This is a genomic window from Halanaeroarchaeum sp. HSR-CO, from assembly GCF_024972755.1.
Lineage (GTDB): Archaea > Halobacteriota > Halobacteria > Halobacteriales > Halobacteriaceae > Halanaeroarchaeum.
This window is the reverse complement of sequence record NZ_CP087724.1, coordinates 2,499,659-2,516,124: the sequence shown is the minus strand read 5'-3', so window position 1 is coordinate 2,516,124 and position 16,466 is coordinate 2,499,659. Positions and strand designations below refer to the sequence as shown.

General features: G+C 66.2%; 16 protein-coding genes. 8 read left to right on the top strand and 8 right to left on the bottom strand.

Annotation, left to right across the window (positions count from 1 at the left end):
* The first annotated feature begins 37 nt into the window (after nucleotides 1-37).
* On the top strand, nucleotides 38-568 hold the full coding sequence (locus HSRCO_RS13175; protein ID WP_259518103.1) for a GNAT family N-acetyltransferase: 531 nt from the start codon (nucleotides 38-40) through the stop codon (nucleotides 566-568).
* 29 nt (nucleotides 569-597) lie between these two features.
* On the opposite strand, the gene HSRCO_RS13170 is transcribed toward HSRCO_RS13175, so the two are convergent.
* The 3 genes from HSRCO_RS13170 to serS all read right to left on the bottom strand — a co-directional run bounded on the left by HSRCO_RS13170 (nucleotide 598) and on the right by serS (nucleotide 2,737).
* Nucleotides 598-747 carry a 50S ribosomal protein L40e gene (locus HSRCO_RS13170; protein ID WP_259518102.1) on the bottom strand — a complete coding sequence of 50 codons (150 nt, stop codon included), beginning with the start codon at nucleotides 745-747 and terminating at the stop codon, nucleotides 598-600.
* A gap of 64 nt (nucleotides 748-811) precedes the next feature.
* The gene (locus tag HSRCO_RS13165; RefSeq protein ID WP_259518101.1) at nucleotides 812-1,327 is read right to left on the bottom strand and encodes a DUF367 family protein; all 516 of its coding nucleotides are present in this window, start codon (nucleotides 1,325-1,327) and stop codon (nucleotides 812-814) included.
* 51 nt (nucleotides 1,328-1,378) lie between these two features.
* Entirely contained in the window at nucleotides 1,379-2,737 is a 1,359-nt protein-coding gene (serS, locus tag HSRCO_RS13160) for a serine--tRNA ligase (RefSeq protein WP_259518100.1), read from the bottom strand.
* A 173-nt stretch (nucleotides 2,738-2,910) separates the two neighbouring features.
* Between serS and HSRCO_RS13155 the strand changes: the two genes are divergently transcribed.
* The 3 genes from HSRCO_RS13155 (at nucleotide 2,911) to HSRCO_RS13145 (ending at nucleotide 7,760) form a co-directional block, all read left to right on the top strand.
* Nucleotides 2,911-3,822 (top strand): MBL fold metallo-hydrolase, encoded by a 912-nt coding sequence (locus tag HSRCO_RS13155; RefSeq protein WP_259518099.1) that lies wholly within the window; start codon nucleotides 2,911-2,913, stop codon nucleotides 3,820-3,822.
* Nucleotides 3,823-3,831: 9 nt separating this feature from the next.
* On the top strand, nucleotides 3,832-5,775 hold the full coding sequence (locus HSRCO_RS13150) for a long-chain fatty acid--CoA ligase (protein WP_259518098.1): 1,944 nt from the start codon (nucleotides 3,832-3,834) through the stop codon (nucleotides 5,773-5,775).
* 140 nt (nucleotides 5,776-5,915) lie between these two features.
* Complete coding sequence (locus tag HSRCO_RS13145; protein WP_259518097.1) at nucleotides 5,916-7,760, top strand: cation:proton antiporter; 1,845 nt, start codon at nucleotides 5,916-5,918, stop codon at nucleotides 7,758-7,760.
* An 84-nt stretch (nucleotides 7,761-7,844) separates the two neighbouring features.
* On the opposite strand, the gene HSRCO_RS13140 is transcribed toward HSRCO_RS13145, so the two are convergent.
* A complete protein-coding gene (locus HSRCO_RS13140; protein WP_259518096.1) occupies nucleotides 7,845-8,987 on the bottom strand; it encodes a thiolase family protein in 1,143 nt (380 codons plus the stop codon).
* Between the two features lie 125 nt (nucleotides 8,988-9,112).
* Complete coding sequence (locus tag HSRCO_RS13135) at nucleotides 9,113-9,334, bottom strand: hypothetical protein (RefSeq protein WP_259518095.1); 222 nt, start codon at nucleotides 9,332-9,334, stop codon at nucleotides 9,113-9,115.
* A 128-nt stretch (nucleotides 9,335-9,462) separates the two neighbouring features.
* On the opposite strand from HSRCO_RS13135, the gene HSRCO_RS13130 reads away from it, so the two are divergent.
* The 3 genes from HSRCO_RS13130 to HSRCO_RS13120 are packed head-to-tail and all read left to right on the top strand — an operon-like array spanning nucleotide 9,463 to nucleotide 13,283.
* Nucleotides 9,463-11,127 (top strand): flippase activity-associated protein Agl23, encoded by a 1,665-nt coding sequence (locus tag HSRCO_RS13130; protein WP_259518094.1) that lies wholly within the window; start codon nucleotides 9,463-9,465, stop codon nucleotides 11,125-11,127.
* A 25-nt stretch (nucleotides 11,128-11,152) separates the two neighbouring features.
* The gene (locus tag HSRCO_RS13125) at nucleotides 11,153-12,463 is read left to right on the top strand and encodes an ATP-binding protein (RefSeq protein ID WP_259518093.1); all 1,311 of its coding nucleotides are present in this window, start codon (nucleotides 11,153-11,155) and stop codon (nucleotides 12,461-12,463) included.
* Nucleotide 12,464: 1 nt separating this feature from the next.
* Nucleotides 12,465-13,283, top strand: a complete 819-nt coding sequence (locus HSRCO_RS13120) for an MBL fold metallo-hydrolase (protein ID WP_259518092.1) — start codon at nucleotides 12,465-12,467, stop codon at nucleotides 13,281-13,283.
* A 1-nt stretch (nucleotide 13,284) separates the two neighbouring features.
* Here the strand turns inward: HSRCO_RS13120 and HSRCO_RS13115 are convergent, their stop codons facing one another.
* The 3 genes from HSRCO_RS13115 to HSRCO_RS13105 form a co-directional block, all read right to left on the bottom strand.
* A complete protein-coding gene (locus HSRCO_RS13115; protein ID WP_259519806.1) occupies nucleotides 13,285-14,277 on the bottom strand; it encodes a DUF5787 family protein in 993 nt (330 codons plus the stop codon).
* Between the two features lie 65 nt (nucleotides 14,278-14,342).
* Nucleotides 14,343-14,552 carry a DUF2892 domain-containing protein gene (locus HSRCO_RS13110; RefSeq protein ID WP_259518091.1) on the bottom strand — a complete coding sequence of 70 codons (210 nt, stop codon included), beginning with the start codon at nucleotides 14,550-14,552 and terminating at the stop codon, nucleotides 14,343-14,345.
* A gap of 58 nt (nucleotides 14,553-14,610) precedes the next feature.
* Nucleotides 14,611-15,090, bottom strand: coding sequence for an RDD family protein (locus HSRCO_RS13105; protein ID WP_259518090.1), 480 nt, complete (start codon nucleotides 15,088-15,090; stop codon nucleotides 14,611-14,613).
* Nucleotides 15,091-15,226: 136 nt separating this feature from the next.
* On the opposite strand from HSRCO_RS13105, the gene HSRCO_RS13100 reads away from it, so the two are divergent.
* Nucleotides 15,227-16,465 carry a translation initiation factor IF-2 subunit gamma gene (locus HSRCO_RS13100; RefSeq protein ID WP_259518089.1) on the top strand — a complete coding sequence of 413 codons (1,239 nt, stop codon included), beginning with the start codon at nucleotides 15,227-15,229 and terminating at the stop codon, nucleotides 16,463-16,465.
* The last annotated feature ends 1 nt before the right edge of the window (nucleotide 16,466 follow it).

Here is a 16,466-nt window from a genome sequence, read left to right as displayed (position 1 = left end):
ACAATCGTGATATATTCCATCCCCCACAGCAGTAGATATGCCCGGGCCGATATTTCTCGACGGCGACGGCGTCGCCCTCCACACTATCGAGGAGGCGGACATCCCCTTCTTGCAGGAGACGATCAACGATCCCACCGTCCGGCGGTACGTCTCCCGGTTCGAGCCGATCAACGGGCACCAGGAGCGCGAGTGGTTCGAAGAACAGGTCAGTTCGGACGACGAGACGAACCTCCTCGTTGTCACCGACGATGGTCCTGTTGGCACCGTCGGACTCACACCGGATCCACAGCTGCTCGGCTCGGCGGAGATCGGGATCGTCCTCGCGAAATCACACTGGAACGAGGGGTATGGCACCGAGGCGAGCCGTCTCCTGACCGACTACGCGTTCAGGGAGCGACGAATCCACCGCGTGGTCGCGAGGGTTCTGGACCCGAACGAGGGCTCGAAGCGCATCTGGGAGAAACTCGGGTTCCGACACGAAGCAGTCCACAGGGAGGCGACCTTCGTGGAGGGCGAGTACGTCGACGTCCACGACTACGCGGTACTCCGGAGCGAGTGGCGAGAGTAGGCGAGTGGGCCCGGTGCTACCCGACCGGATTACGTCGCACGCCGTTCTTTGGCCTTCGGTCGGAGCTTCTTGTAGCCGCACTTGCGACACTGTTTTGCACCCTTCGGGTTGCGGGCGTTACACCGCATACAGATCTGCTTGCCCAGCAGACGGTCCTCGACGGACATGGTCTCTGTCATTACCTCGCCTTCGACCGGGGCGCGGTTAAGCGTTACCAACCGTGTTCGTGTCCGTTTCCCGGTTCTACTCTACCGACTCCGCTGTGCCGCGATGCAGGTACTCCTCCTGGATGGCGACCACCTCGCGCGAGTCCTCGCAGTCGGCGTACCGGCGGAGCGGTTCCTCGTTCAACTCGAGGAAGGTCTCACCCCACGTGAACTTCGAGAGCAGCGACTCGGCGTGGTCGCGGTCGCCGAGGATGACGAGTGCTGCGGCGAGCGCCTCGACGGTCGTCAGCCGGAACGGCCGTCCGAAGTTCACGGGGTTCGCCGCGACCAGGTACGGCAGGGCGCGGTGTTCTCCGGGCAGGGCGACCCCTTCGGCTTCCGCCGTCTCCCAGGAGACGTCCAGGGCCACCAGCACGTCGGCGATGGATCGATCGGCCGGCGACAGCGCCTGCTCGGCGAAGGGGTCGAGGACCACCCCGTACGGCGTCCCGCGATTCGACCGGTGGAGGTCGGCCATGTCGAACCGCGAGAGTTTCCGTGCCGTGCACTTCTCGGGGTCGTCGTCGCCCTCGTACCTGACGTGTACGTCCACACCCGGGGCTATTCGGTCCACGGGGTAACGGTTTTCGGCGCGACGGCCCGGTCAGTCCCGACGGCCCGCACCCACGGCGCTCTCGCCGAGCGGTTCGTGGCCCTCGATGACTTCCTGCCCGTCCATGTACGGGCGGAGGACTTCGGGCACGGTCACGGTGCCGTCCTCGTTCTGGTAGTACTCGAGGATGGCGACCATCACGCGACCGATGGCCGTCCCGGAGGCGTTCAGCGTGTGCAGGTACTCCGCGCTCTCGTGGCGCTCTGGCCGGTAGCGGAGCCCGGCCCGCCTGGCCTGGAAGTCCTCGAAGTTCGAGGCGCTCGACACCTCGAGCCAGCGTCCGCCCTCGTCCGGGCCGTCGGGCATGTCGTCACCGGGTGCCCACACCTCGATGTCGTAGGTCTTCGCCGAGGCGAAGGTCAGGTCGCCGGTACAGAGCGAGAGGATGCGGTAGGGGAGTCCGAGGCGACGGATGACTTCCTCGGCTTCGTCGAGCAGGGCCTCGAGTCGTTCGTCGCTGTTCTCGGGTTCGACGAAGTTGACGAGTTCGACCTTGTTGAACTGGTGGACCCGGACGATGCCTCGCGTCTCGGTACCGTGCTCGCCCGCCTCCCGCCGAAAGTTCGGCGTGTACGCCTGGTGTTTGACCGGCAGGTCCTCTTTGAGGAGGACGTCGCCGGCGTACATGTTGGTCACCGGGACCTCGGCGGTGGGACACAGCCAGAGATCGTCACCTTCCAGTTTGTACATGTCCTCCTCGAACTTCGGCAGTTGTGACGTGCCGGTCATGGCCTCGGAGTTGACCGGGATCGGTGGGAAGACGTCGACGTAGTCCTGCTCGCGGTGGACGTCGAGCATGAACTGGATGAGCGCGTGTTCCAGTCTGGCGCCGTCCCCTTTGAGGAAGTAGAAGCCAGAGCCACTCACCTTCGCACCCCGCTCCTCGTCGATGATGTCCATGCGCTCGCCCAGGTCGTAGTGGGGTTCGACCTCGTCGGGGATTTCACGGCGGTCGTCGAACCCCCAGCGGCGGACCTCGACGTTGTCGGCCTCGTCATCGCCGACGGGGACGTCGTCCTGGGGCATCTGGGGGATCTCGAGCAGGTGGCGTTCGAGTTGCGCTTCGAGCTCGTCGGCCCGCTCCTCGACCGATTCGATCTCCGCTTTGAGGTCCTGGGAGCGCTCGATGGCCGCTTCGGCCTCCTCGTCCTCGCCCGCCTGCTTGAGTTCGCCGATGCGCTCGCTCACTTCGTTTCGTTCGTGGCGGAGTTCGTCGCCACGCGCCTTCAACTCGCGCCACGCTTCGTCGACCTCGAGGACGGCGTCGAGGTCGACGTCGGTCACGCCGCGGTCCGCGAGGTTCTGTCGGACCTCGTCGGGGTGGTCGCGGAGATACTGCCTGGAAATCATTGGGCGTGTGTTCTGGTGGGTGTGGCAAAACCGTATCGGACGGGAGATGCCCGCAGGGCATCTCCGGATGAGCGAGCGGGGAGCGAGGGACGAGCGATGCGTGAGCCGGGTGGCGCCGTCCGGCGCCGCCGACTGCCGAACCCTTTTGCCGCCGCGGCCCGCCATGTCGGGCAATGGCACCTGTCGAGGTCTTCGAAGTCGAATCGGCCACCGACGTCTACTACGTCGACACCGGGATGTACGACACCCCGGAGTACGGCGCCGTCTACATCGTCGACGCCGAGCGACCGGCGGTCGTGGACACGGGTATCGGCACACACTGGGAGCGGGTCACCGACGCCATCGAGTCTGTGGGTATCGACCTGGCGGACCTCGAGGTCATCGCGCCCACGCACGTCCACCTCGACCACGCCGGCGGGGCGGGGTTCCTGGCCGAGGCCGCGCCGAACGCCGAGGTCTACGTCCACGAGATCGGCGCGCCCCATCTCGTCGACCCGAGTAGACTCGTCGAGGGGACGAAGGCCGCAGTCGGCGAGCAGTGGCAGTTCTACACCGACCCGAAACCCGTTCCCGAGGACCGGATCACGGAACTCACCGACGGGGACGTCATCGACCTCGGCGATCGGGAACTGACGGCACTCCACGCTCCGGGACACGCCCCCCACCAGGTCGTCTTCCACGAGGCGGCGGACGCGGCGGTCTACGTCGCCGACGCGGCGGGCATCTGGGTCCCCGAGCAGGACCGGATTCGGGAGACCTCGCCGCCGCCGAACTTCGACCTGGAACTCGTCCTCGAGGACGTCCAGACCGTCGCCGACCTGAACCCCGAGGTCTTGCTCTACCCACACTTCGGGCCGGTCGACGAGGATCCACAGGCCACCCTCGCGGAGTACGAGCAGGTCATCGTGGACTGGGTCGAGGCCGTCGAAGCCCGCCTCGAGGAACTGGACGACGAGGACGCAGTGGTCGAGCACTTCGTCGAGAACAACGAGATGGAGGGCACCTGGGGGACGATCAAGGCGTCGGCCGAAACTGGAATGAACGTTCGTGGAGTTTTACGATATCTTAAGAGCAATGACGCGTAGGTGCATGACATGGACTGGCAAGAGGCGGAGCGCGAGTACGACGACGAGGTGATCGGCGAGACGACCCTCGCCCGGATGTTCGAGGACGCGGCGGCCCGACATCCAGACAATCCCGCCCAGGGCTACAAGGGAGGTATCTACGACCGGACGCTGACGCCAGGCGTCCTCGACCCGGCACCGGACGGCGAGTTCGCGGAGCTCACCTACGACGAGATGCGCCACCTCGTCCGCAGGTTCGCCGCCGGCTTTCGCGAACTCGGCGTCGAAGCGGACGACAGGGTTGGAATCTTCTCGCACACGCGCATGGAATGGGCCCAGACCGACTTCGCGCTCCTCTCGGTCGGCGCCATCATCACGACCGTCTACGCGAGTTCCTCGGAGCGCCAGACGAGACACCTGCTCGGCGACTCCGGGTCGATGGGCGTCGTGGTGGAGAACCAGTCGATGCTCGACCGGGTACTCGCGGTCGAAGACGACCTCGACGTGGAGTTCGTCGTGGCGATGGACGAAGTCGACGACCAGGGACGCGACGACATCTACACGATGGCCGACCTGTACGAGATGGGCGAGGCGGCCTGGGATCCCGACGCGTACGAGTCCTGGATCGACGACCGGGACGTCGAGGACCTGGCGAGTCTCATCTACACCTCCGGGACGACGGGCAAGCCGAAGGGGGTCGAGTTGAGCCACTGGAACTTCCGGTCGAACGTCAACCAGACCCGTGCCCGCTACGCCCCGCGCCCGGACAAGGACGAGGACGTCCCGGCCATCACCAGCGATTCGCGGACCCTATCCTTCCTCCCGCTGGCGCACGTCTTCGAACGGCTCGCCGGACACTTCCTGCAGTTCGCGAGCGGGGCACACGTCTGCTACGCCGAGGACCCCGACACGCTCCGCGAGGACTTCCAGCTCGTCAAACCGACCTCGGGGACAAGCGTCCCCCGGGTCTACGAGCGCCTCTACGACGCCATCCGCGAGCAGGCCACCGAATCGCCAGTGAAGGCGCGGATCTTCCACTGGGCGACCGGGGTGGGCCAGGACTATCACCTGGCCGACTCACCGGGGCCGCTCCTCTCGCTGAAACGGGCCATCGCGGACCGCCTCGTCTTCTCGCAAGTACGGGAGGCCCTCGGCGGCAACATCGAGTTCTTCATCTCCGGTGGCGGTAGCCTCTCGGCGGAGCTGTGCTCGCTCTATCACGGTATGGGATTGCCCATCCTGGAGGGCTACGGCCTGACCGAGACCGCCCCGGTGATCAGCGTCAACCCCCCGGAGGAGCCAAAGGTCGGGACCATCGGACCGCCGGTCATCGACGAGGCGGTCAGAGTGGACGAGTCCATCGCCTCACCACAGCAACTGGAGGATGCCGACGGGACCGCCGGCGAACTGCTGGTCAAGGGCCCCAACGTCTTCCAGGGGTACTGGCAGCTCCCCGACGAGACCGCGGAGGCCTTCACCGAGGACGGCTGGTTCCGGACCGGCGACGTCGTCGACCTGCGCTCGGACGGCTACATCACCTTCCTTGAGCGCGCGAAGTCCATCCTCACGCTTTCGACCGGGAAGAACGTGGCCCCCGGCCCCATCGAGGACGCCTTCGCGCCGAGCACGCTCGTCGAGCAGGCCTTCGTGATGGGCGACGACCAGAAGTTCGTGAGTGCGCTCATCGTTCCCAACTTCGAGGGCGTCCGCAAGTGGGCCGAGAAGGAAGGCATCGATCTACCCGACGAACCCCGGGCAATCTGCCGGGATGACGCCGTCGAGGAACGCATTCAGGCGGAGGTCGACGAGGTCAACGAGGGATTCGAGGGGTACGAGCAGATCAAGCAGTTCCGCATCGTCCCGGAGGAGTTCACCGAGGACAACGAGATGCTGACGCCCACGATGAAGAAAAAACGCCGGAACATCCTGGACCGGTACGCGGATCAGGTGAACATGATCTACGAAGAGGAGTAGACGAACGACGGCCCCGCGCCCCTCCAGGAAGCCATTCCAGCCGTCGAAACGGGATCGATGCTGGCACGGTTCGGTTCCAACCCTTTTAACGTCGTACACTCACAACGTGGTTCTGGAATGGCAGGACTGGAGTGCGTTCGATGAGTTCACCGGTGATACCGACCGTCGCTGCCATCATCGCCATCGGGGTCGCAGCCCAGGTGCTCGCAGACCGATTACAGATTCCGAGTGTCGTCTTCCTGCTGGCCGCGGGGGTCGTCCTCGGGCCGGAAGGAATCGGATTCGTGACCAGCGACTCCTTCGGGGCGCTGTCGGCCATCGTCGGCCTCTCGGTGGCTATCATCGTCTTCGAGGGGGCGTTTCACCTCAAGATATCGAAACTCAGGGAGTCTCCAGGGGCGACGATCCGACTCGTGACCGTCGGCGCTGTCGTCGCCCTGGCCGGAACCGCAACAGTCGTTCACTTCCTCTTGGACGTCCACTGGGGGGTCTCCTTCCTCGTGGGGTCGTTGCTCATCGCGACCGGGCCGACGGTCATCACGCCGATTCTGGAGGTCGTGCCCGTCCGGGACCGCGTCGGTGCCGCCCTCGAGACGGAGGGGGTCGTCAACGACGTGACGGCCGCCATCCTGGCAATCGTCGTCTTCGAGGTCGTCGTGAATCCTGACCAACCGGCGATGACGCTCGTCGGGAACTTCGCCTCACGGCTGGGAATCGGCATCGTGGTCGGGATGCTCGTCGCGGCCATCGTATGGTACGCCCTCAGGTACGTGGATCTCTCGCCGAACAACGCCCCGCAGCACGCCCGCCTGATCGTGCTCGCTGGGGCCCTCGTGGCCTACGGGGCCGCGGATACACTCGCGAGCGAGGCTGGCATCGCCGCCGTGGCGACGGCCGGGATGTTGCTCGGAAACGCCGATCTCCCATACGAATCCGAAATAGAATCCTTCAAGGGCGACATCACGCTGATCGTCCTCTCGTTCGTGTTCATCGCCCTGGCGGCGCTCCTGTCCTTCGCGGACCTGATTAGGTTGGGGATACCGGGCCTGGCCATCGCCGCCGCCGTCGCCCTCGTCATCCGACCGATCGGTGTGCTCGCCTCGACCCACGGCGAGCGCTTGCTGTTCAACGAACGGCTCTTCATGAGCTTCGTCGGACCGCGCGGCATCATCCCGGCCTCCGTCGCGACGTTGTTCGCGGTCCAGCTACAGGCCATCGGCCGGGAGGACGCGGCGGGCGTGCTGGTCGGCGTCGTCTTCCTCGTCATCTTCTTGACCGTGGTCGTCGAAGGCAGTCTAGCCCGTCCACTCGCGGACCGACTCGACATCATACCCATGCGTGTACTCATCATCGGCGGCGGTACCGTCGGCCGGGCGCTCGCCGAGCGTCTCGAAGAGCGCGGCGAAAACGTCGTGATCGTCGAACAGGACCAGGAGATGCTCGAAACGACCAGGGACCTGGGGTTCACAGTCCACCACGGCGACGGGACGGATACCGAGGAACTCCGGGACGCCGGGATCGAACGGGCGAAGATCGTCGTGGCCGCCACGGGTGACGACGACGTGAACCTCCTCGTCTCCCAACTCGCGGAGGCGAAATTCGACGTGGAGACGATCATCGCCCGGGCGAACAACCCTGCCAACGTGGATGCGTTCGAGGACCTCGGCGTTCGAACGGTCTCGTCGGCGATGGCGACCGCGTGGGGTATCGACAACCTTATCGAACGCCCGGCGCTCGCCAACTGGATGACCGAACTGGGTCGAACCGGCGACGTCCAGGAAGCAGAACTCACCGACTCCTCGCTCGTCGGGAAGACCATCGGTGAACTCGACGACCGCCTCCCGGGAGGCGTGATCATCGCGCTGGTCAGCCGGGGGGACGAGAACAAGATGCCCGATTCGGATTTCACGCTCCAACGAGGCGATCACCTCACCTTCGTCGGCCAGCGCGACGCGGTCAAAGAGGCAATCGAGTCCTGTCACTGATGCTGTCTTCGGGCTCCCGATTCTGCTATCGAACCGTGCGAGAAAATCGGTTCCTCGGAGTCCGTACCCGAACCGCCGACCGACTCACTTCCGCTCGAACGTCATCGCGCCGCCCTGACCGAACCCGACACAGAGCGTCGCCAGCCCCTTCTCTGCGTCCCGCTTTTCCATCTCGTGGAGCAGCGTCACCGGCAGGCGTGCCCCGCTCGCCCCGAGCGGGTGGCCGAGGGCGATGGCCCCGCCGTTCACGTTGAAGATGTCGTTGTCGATCCCGAGTTCGTCTCGCGCGTAGACGGTCTGTGAGGCGAACGCCTCGTTCAACTCGACGAGGTCGAAGTCGTCGATGGATTCGCCGGTGCGCTCGAGGAGGCCGCGGGTCGCTGGTACCGGCCCGATACCCATCACGCGGGGGTCGACGCCGGCCACGTTGTGGTCGCCGACGTAGGCCATGATCTCGAGGTCGTGTTCCTCGGCGAACGCCTCGCTCGTCACCAGCGTCGCCGACGCACCATCGGAGATCTGCGACGCGTTACCGGGCGTGACCGTGCCGTCGCCTTTGAAGACGGTCGGCAGCTGCTGGAGGGCCTCCATCGTCGTGTCTCGGCGGATGCCCTCGTCCTCCTCGACGAGGCCGTCGTCGGTCTCGATGGGGAGGATCTCGTCGTCGAATCTGCCGGAATCGGTGGCGTCCGCGGCCCGCTGCTGGCTCTGCAGGGCGTACTCGTCCTGCTCCTCGCGGGAGACGTCGTAGCGTTCGGCGACGGCCTCGGCGGTCATCCCCATCTGGAGTTCGGGGACGTTGTAGTGCTCGCTGAGCGCCGGGTGGAGGTGCTCGTAGCCCGCCTGCATGGGCACACGCGACATGTTCTCGGCCCCGCCGGCGATGATGGCCTGGCGCTGACCGGCACGGATGGCGTCGCTGGCGGACATGATGGACTGCATCGAGGAGGCACACCAGCGGTTGATGGTGGTCGCGGGCGTCCTCTCACCTAACTCCGAGAGGAGGGCGATGACCCGGGCCACGTTGTTGTCCTGGTCGCCGCTCTGGTTGGCGACGCCCCACATGAGGTCGTCGATGTCCTCGCTTTCGAGGCCGTTTGTCTCGAGGATGTGATCGATGAGCGGGACCGAGAGGTCCTCGGTTCGAGTGTCGGCGAAGACCCCGTCCTCTTTGCCCTGTGGTGTCCGGACCGCTTCGGCGATGACCGGTGTGGTTTCGGATGGCATACCCAGTGGTGGGCAATCCACCACAATAAAGCCAACAGAACCCCTCGCAATCCGCGAGCGGTTTATCGGCCGATTCGAGTCGTCGAGCGGGTCTCTGCGGTCGGGGACCGCGAGTGGTTAGCCGCTCACTCGAGGCCGAAGTCGGCCAGCGAGTGGGTGTGCTGCCAGGCGCCGACGACCTCGTCGACGTCGAACTTGAGTTTGCCGTCGGTGAGTTCGAGGCGAACCATGTCCTCGGTGACCTCGGTGTCGTGGAGGTGCAGTTCGAGTGGTACGTCGAACTCCGTGACTGCCACCATTACCTCACCGTTTTTCTCGAGCATCGCCTGGATGTCTTCTGCGTCCATGTGGTTCTTCGATTGGACGGCCGCCCCGATAGGTGTTTGGGACGGCGCGTGCCCGTTCCGGACGACAGCACGACCCTCGGTCTCGACAACAGAAAGCGTATATTTCGATGGAGGGATAGTCTGTCCCAATGGGACGGTTGCGGCATCTCCGGCGTCCTCCAGTCGCCCTTCTCCTCGTCGTAGCGGTCGCCCTGCTCCTCAGAGTCGCGTGGCTCGGTGCCCGCGTCGCCCACCAGGACGAAGCGCGGGTCGCCCACTGGATCCTGCACTACATGGCCGTCGAGGCCTGGCAGTATCGGCCGATCATCCACGGCCCGTTCCTCCCGCACGTCAACGGGGTCGTCTTCTCCGTCCTCGGCCCCTCGGATTTCACCGCCCGACTGGTTGTCGCGGTCGTCGGCGGGCTGTTCCCCCTCGCCGCGCTGTTGTTCCGCTCTCGGCTGCGCGACACGGAGGTCATCGCCCTGGGCCTGCTCCTCGCCGGGAACCCGGTCCTGGTGTACTACTCGCGGTTCATGCGCAACGACGTACTGCTGGCGGCATTCGCCGTCACCGCACTCGGCCTGTTCGTCCGGGCGATGGACACGGGGAAGGCACGCTATCTCCTCCTCGGGGCGCCGCTGTACGGTCTGGCGGCGACCACCAAGGAGAACGTCCTGCTGTACCCCATCGCCTGGCTGGGTGCGCTGGTGCTCCTCGGTGACTATCGGCTGTTGGGCGCCCGGTATCGTGAGGCGGACCCAGTCGCCGTGGCGAAACGCGAACTCCTGTCCATCGGGCGGGGACTCTGGCGATGGAAGACTCCCATCGTCGTCGGCATAGTCGAACTCGCCGTCGTCTTCGTCGCCTTCTACGCGCCGAAACCGGACCTCTACCAGGCTCTCGCGAACCCCGTCCAGCTCCCCTCGGTCCTCCAGGCCGCGACGATGGGCACGACGGAGGAGTTCCTCGACCTCTGGGGCAGTACGAGTATGCAAGAACACTCGACGGTGGAGTACCTGGGTCACCTCCTCCGTGTCGTCTTCGTCGGTGGAGCGACCACGTTCGCGTTCTCCATCGTCGGCTTCGTCGGTGACCGGTACGGCGAGCGCGAACCTCGGGACCTGGTCGCGTTCGCCTTCTACTGGGGCATGGCCAGTATCGTGGGGTACGCCATCGTCTCGGACATCAAGGCCCCCTGGAGTGCCGTCCACGTTCTCGTTCCCCTCGCGATTCCGGCGGCTGTCGGGCTCTCGCTCGTCTATCGCAACCTCCGGTCCGCACACGAGTCCGGTGACCGAACGACCGTCGCCATCGCGGCGGTCGTCCTGTTGCTCGCCGCCAGCGTGCCGGCGGGCGCGACGGTCTCGACGAGTTATCTCGCGCCGCAGTCGCCGGACAACGAACTCGTGCAGTACGCCCAACCAGCTGGCGATATGAAACCGACGCTCGACGAGATAGCGGCCATCGCCGACGCGAACGAGGGTGTGGACGTCATCTTCTTCGGGGACGAGTTCTACGCGGAAGGCGACGAACACCAGACGCTGACCCACGACATCGAGACCGGTGGGTACGACGGCTGGTTCGAGCGGCTACCGCTGCCGTGGTACTTCACGTTGTACGACGCCAACGTCTCGAGTACGACGTCGTTCTCGCGACTCGACGAGAATCCGCCGCCGGTGGTCATCGCCCTCGAGGAGGACGCCGACGAGGTCGGCTATCGGCTCGACGGGTACGAACGGGTCACCCACCAGGGGTATCTCCACAGCCGACCGCTCGTCTTCTTCGTCGCCGAGGACTCCCGACGCTCTTAACCGTCCGGGCTAGCAACTCTAAACGATGAACGACAGGGCGCTGGATGTCGTCGAATGTCTACTGACGGCACGCCTCTACGATCGACACACGAACCTCGACGAGAACGATCTTCCGCCGGCGATCCGGATGGCGATCTGGTCCGGTGACGGGGTCTCCCGTCCCCCGCGTCTCGACGAGGACGATGTGGCCGAGGCGAGCGGTATCGAGGACCCCTGGGCGGAGATCTCCGGCCAGATGTTCACCGAACGCGACACCTTCTCCGGGCAGCTCAGCTTCACGGACGACGAGATGGCCATCGAGTGGTACGCCGAGCGGGCCGACGACGAGCGCGTCCAGGCGAACCCGGTGCTGGCTTACCACTTCCAGGACGACGATCGCTTCGCGGTCGACTACGAGGCGGCCCGAGCCGAGAACCGACCGGTGCAAGCCGATCCGCAGTGGATCGACGGCCTGCTCCACGAGTACTTCGACGAGGAGGACGAGGAGATGCTCGACCTCGTGGACGTCCGGGCCCCGGCCGAGATCGAGGTCACTCTCGACGATCTGGTCCTCACGGAGGAGCAGGAGACGGAGGTCACGAAGGTCGCGAAGGCCATCGAGCACCGCGACTACCTGGCGGAGATCGGTCTCCGCGAGATCGGGAAGCTCCTGTTCGTCGGCCCGCCGGGGACCGGCAAGACGTCGACGGCGCGGGGGCTTGCCCATCAGCTGGATCTCCCGTTCGTCGAGGTCAAACTCTCGATGATCACCAGCCAGTACCTCGGCGAGACCGCGAAGAACGTCGAGAAGGTCTTCGAGGTCGCCAAGCGACTCTCCCCGTGTATCCTCTTCATCGACGAGTTCGACTTCGTGGCGAAAACACGCACTAGCGACGAGCACGCCGCCATCAAGCGCGCCGTCAACACGCTGTTGAAGTCCATCGACGAGATCAGCCTGATCCGCGACGACGTCCTGCTCATCGGGGCGACCAACCACCCCGACGAACTCGATACGGCCGCCTGGCGCCGCTTCGACGAGATCCTCAACTTCCCGCGGCCGGACGAAGGGATGCGCGCGGACATCCTTCGGCTGGTCACCGAGCGCCTCGACATCGCGGAGTTCGACCCCGAGGCCGTCGCGGCCGAGACCGAGGGGCTCACTGGGAGCGATCTCAGACTCGTCCTGCGCGAGGCGGTCCTCGAGGCCCTCGTCAGCGACCGTCGCGAGCTGACCCAGCAGGACCTCCTCGACGCGGTCGAGGAGTTCGAGGAGCGCGACCACCTGCGGAACCTCGATACGCTCGACGCGGCCCTCGAAGGGGACGATCACGACCACGACCACGCCGCGACCCACTAGCATGCGGGTCACGCTGCTCGGTACCGGGGACACCACCGGGACGCCGACCCCCGGGTGTGGCTGTGCCACCTGCGAGCGGGCACGGGAGTCCGGCGTCGAGCGGACCCGATTCTCCGTCCACGTCGTCAACGAACGCACCGGCGAATCGCTGCTCGTCGACGCCAGCCCCGACTTCCGCGCACAGTTTCTCACCCACGACGTGGACCTGCCGGACGCCGCGGTCATCACGCACATCCACTTCGACCACCTCGACGGCCTCGGCAACGTCTACCGACTCGTCGACGACCTCGACGTCCACGCCGCCGACGAGACGGACCCCCAGACCGGCGAATCGGTGGCGGAGACGGTCGCCCGCAAATACCACTACCTCGACCGGGTGACGGTCCGTCCGGAGTCTCCTTTCGAGACGTTCCAGGCGGCGGGGTTCGACGTCACGCTCGTCCCCGTCGACCACCCACCGCTGGTCTGCTATGGGCTGGTAATCGAGGACGGGGACACGAGACTCTCGATCACCGGCGATACGACCTACGCGATCCCCGACGAGTCGAGGGACAGACTTGCGGACCCCGACCTCCTGCTCGCGGACGCAATCCTTCCCGCGACGGCGTGTGAATACCACCCCATCGGTGGCACCGACTACGACGACGAGGGCGTCCCGCGTACCTTCGGCACCAAGCACATGACCCGCGAGGGCGCACTCGCCCTCGCCGCCGAACTCGATGCCGATCGCACCCGGCTGGTCCACGTCTCACACCACTACGACGCCGCGGAGGCGTTCGCCGACGAACTGGCGGTCGACGGCGAGACGTTTTTGCTGTAGGTTACGAGAAGCGGTCGAGGCCCGACTGTCGGCGCGTCTTCGGCGTCGGCGCGGGCTCCCAGGTGGTCCGCCGCGCCCGCTCCGCGACGAGGTCGACGGCCGGTGGATCGGCAGGGATCTTCCCCGGACAGTCGCTCGTGCACGTCTCGCTCGGGTTGACGATACGGTCGTGGAACTCACAGTAGGGCAGCGAGGGGTCCGCCGTCCGTTCCGGCGTACATCGCTCGCACGCCGGCATCGAGTAGGTCCGCCAGCCCTTGCCGTAGGCCCGTTCGGCGACGCGGCGGCGCTGTCGCTCGATCGCGGCGGGTGAGACGACACGGACGTCGGTCCGGTTCGAGTGCCAGTCGAGGGGTTCGATCCCCGGTCGCGTCGGATCGAGTGGCGTCGGTTCCCTGACGACCTCGATGGTAGTGTCCGGATGCACCCGCCAGACCCCGACCGCATCGGGGATCCGGTTGAGGTGCGCCCGCGTGACGTACGACTCGGTCGCGAGGATCGCGGCGTCGAGGACGCCAAGGCTCACGTCCGTCCGCAACTGTTCTTCGAGGTCGCCCGGCGTTCCCAGGTCCGGTTTGTTCTCGATCCCGACGATTCGACCGTACCACGCGGGATACCGCGCGACCTGGCGGACCACCGGGTGGCCGTCTCGCCTGGTGCGTTCGAAAAAGCCCACCTCGGCGGCGCGCTCGGCCAGGCGGTGTGCCCGTTCCGGTTGCCCGTCGATGGCTCGCGTCTCGCGGACGAACCGGCCGACACCGACGTCGGCCTCGATGGCCGCGTCGGGGATGGTCTCGGGGGTGAGCGCGACGCGCTCCTCGAAGGCCGGGCCCGGTTCGACGTACACCACGTCGACGATGCGGCCGCCGGCGGCGTGGACGCTGGTGCCGAGTTGTCGGCCGAGCACACCACCGGCTGCGACGTCGGTATCGCCGGGGAGCCCCGCCCGTTCGAGGTTGGCACAGAGGCGCAACTCGAAGCCGTATTCGCGCACGGCCGGGGCTACGTCGCGCTCGCCCAAAGCGTCGATGGTGCCGGATCGATCACCGCCACGTTCGGTTAGCTCGTATCGATGCCGAAGGGCTTGTAGAGCAGACATCGCCGTGTGAGGCCGGTCCCCACGAAGACGACACCGACCAGGGTCAGGACGGCCGCGACGACGACGTTTGCCGCCCACAGGCCGAGGATGCCTGCCAGGCCGAGCACGGCGAGGAGTGCGCCGAGGACGATACGGACAGACCGATCGGTCGATCCGACGTTGATTTCCATACCGTGTGATACATTCTCGACCCTGGTAACCGTTGGGAAGTGGGGCAGTTTCACCGGCTCAGGTCCTGACCACTACGGTACCCGCGACCCGGTCACCGACGCGCTGGTGGTCCGACGAGAGGGCTATCGCAACGATCCCGACGAGGTAGAAGAACGCGGCGTCGACCCCGGCGAAGAGGTTCCGACTGAAGGCGGCCCAGAGACCCAGGCGACCCCCATCGCGTGATACCACCTTGATGCCGACGAGGCGCTTGCCGACCGTCTCGCCGTTCCAGGCCCACTCCAGCAGGACGGGGACGGCACCGGCCGCGAGGGTTCCGACGAGTATCGCCGTCGGGCCGACGGCCATGAACGTGGCGAACAGGCTGTGCCGCGTCGTAGCCACCCCACCGAGGAGGACCGCGGCCCCGCCTCCGACCAGGGAGAAGACGAGGAGCGAGACGATGGCATCGACGAACTGTGCGACTGCGCGTGCGCCGAGGACGTTGGTGTCGTCGGCGTGGGTCGGCTGGCGACCCGGTGAGACGGTGGTCGTCATGTGACGGGCCGAGCTGGTCCGGGGTTGATATGTAAACCCTCGCCTCCCGGACGGGGTCGACACCCCCATCTGGCGGGCGCGTAACAGCAGGTTTATCAGTCGTTCGACGCGAAATTCCATCGAATATATTGCTACTATGGTAGACGAACACCGACAACCGGAGGTGAACATCGGCCTCGTCGGGCACGTGGACCACGGGAAGACGACCCTCGTCCGCGCGCTCTCCGGCGAATGGACCGATCAACACTCCGAGGAGATGAAACGCGGTATCTCCATCCGCCTCGGCTACGCCGACGCGACGCTCCGCAAGTGTCCCGAGTGCGATGAACCCGAGGCCTACACGGTCGAGGAGACGTGTCCGGAACACGACGTGGAGACCGAGGTGCTCCGGACGGTCTCGTTCGTCGACGCCCCCGGCCACGAGACGTTGATGGCGACGATGCTCTCCGGTGCCGCACTGATGGACGGGGCGGTCCTGGTCGTGAGCGCGACCGAGCAGGTGCCCCAGCCACAGACCGAAGAGCACCTGATGGCCCTCGACAGCATCGGCATCGAGAACATCGTCATCGCCCAGAACAAGATCGACCTCGTGGACGGCGAGACGGCCCGCAACAACGCCGAACAGATCGAGGAGTTCGTGGCCGGCACCGTCGCCGAGGGGGCGCCGATCGTCCCGATCAGCGCCGAACAGGAGATCAACGTCGACCTGGTCATCCAGGCGCTCCAAGAGCAGATCCCGACGCCCGAACGGGATCCGGACGCGCCAGCGGAGATGTACGTGGCCCGCAGTTTCGACATCAATCGTCCCGGCACAACCTGGGGTGATCTGCAGGGCGGCGTCCTCGGCGGCAGTCTCGTCCAGGGCGTCCTGGAGACCGACGAGGAGATCGAGATCCGCCCCGGTCGGGAGATCGAAGCGGGCAACGAGACCGAATGGGAACCCGTCTCCACGACGGTCCGCTCGCTGCAGGCGGGTGGAGAGATGGTCGACTCGGTCACGCCCGGCGGCCTACTGGGCGTGGGGACCGGCCTGGATCCGAGCCTCGCGAAAGGTGACGCGCTCGCCGGGCAGGTCGCCGGCGACCCCGAGGCACTCCCGCCGGTCTGGGAGGAGTTCACCATGGGCGTCGACCTCCTGGACCGTCTCGTCGGCGCCGACGAGGACGAGGACGTCGAGGAGATATCGACCGGCGAACCGCTCATGCTCACGGTCGGCACGGCCACCACGGTCGGGGCCGTGACCAGCGCCCGCGAGGGCGAGGCAGAGGTTTCGCTCAAGCGACCGGTCTGTGCCGCGGAGGGCGTCCAGATCGCGATTAACCGCCGCGTCGGCGCCCGCTGGCGTCTCATCGGTATCGGGACGCTGCGTGGATGAG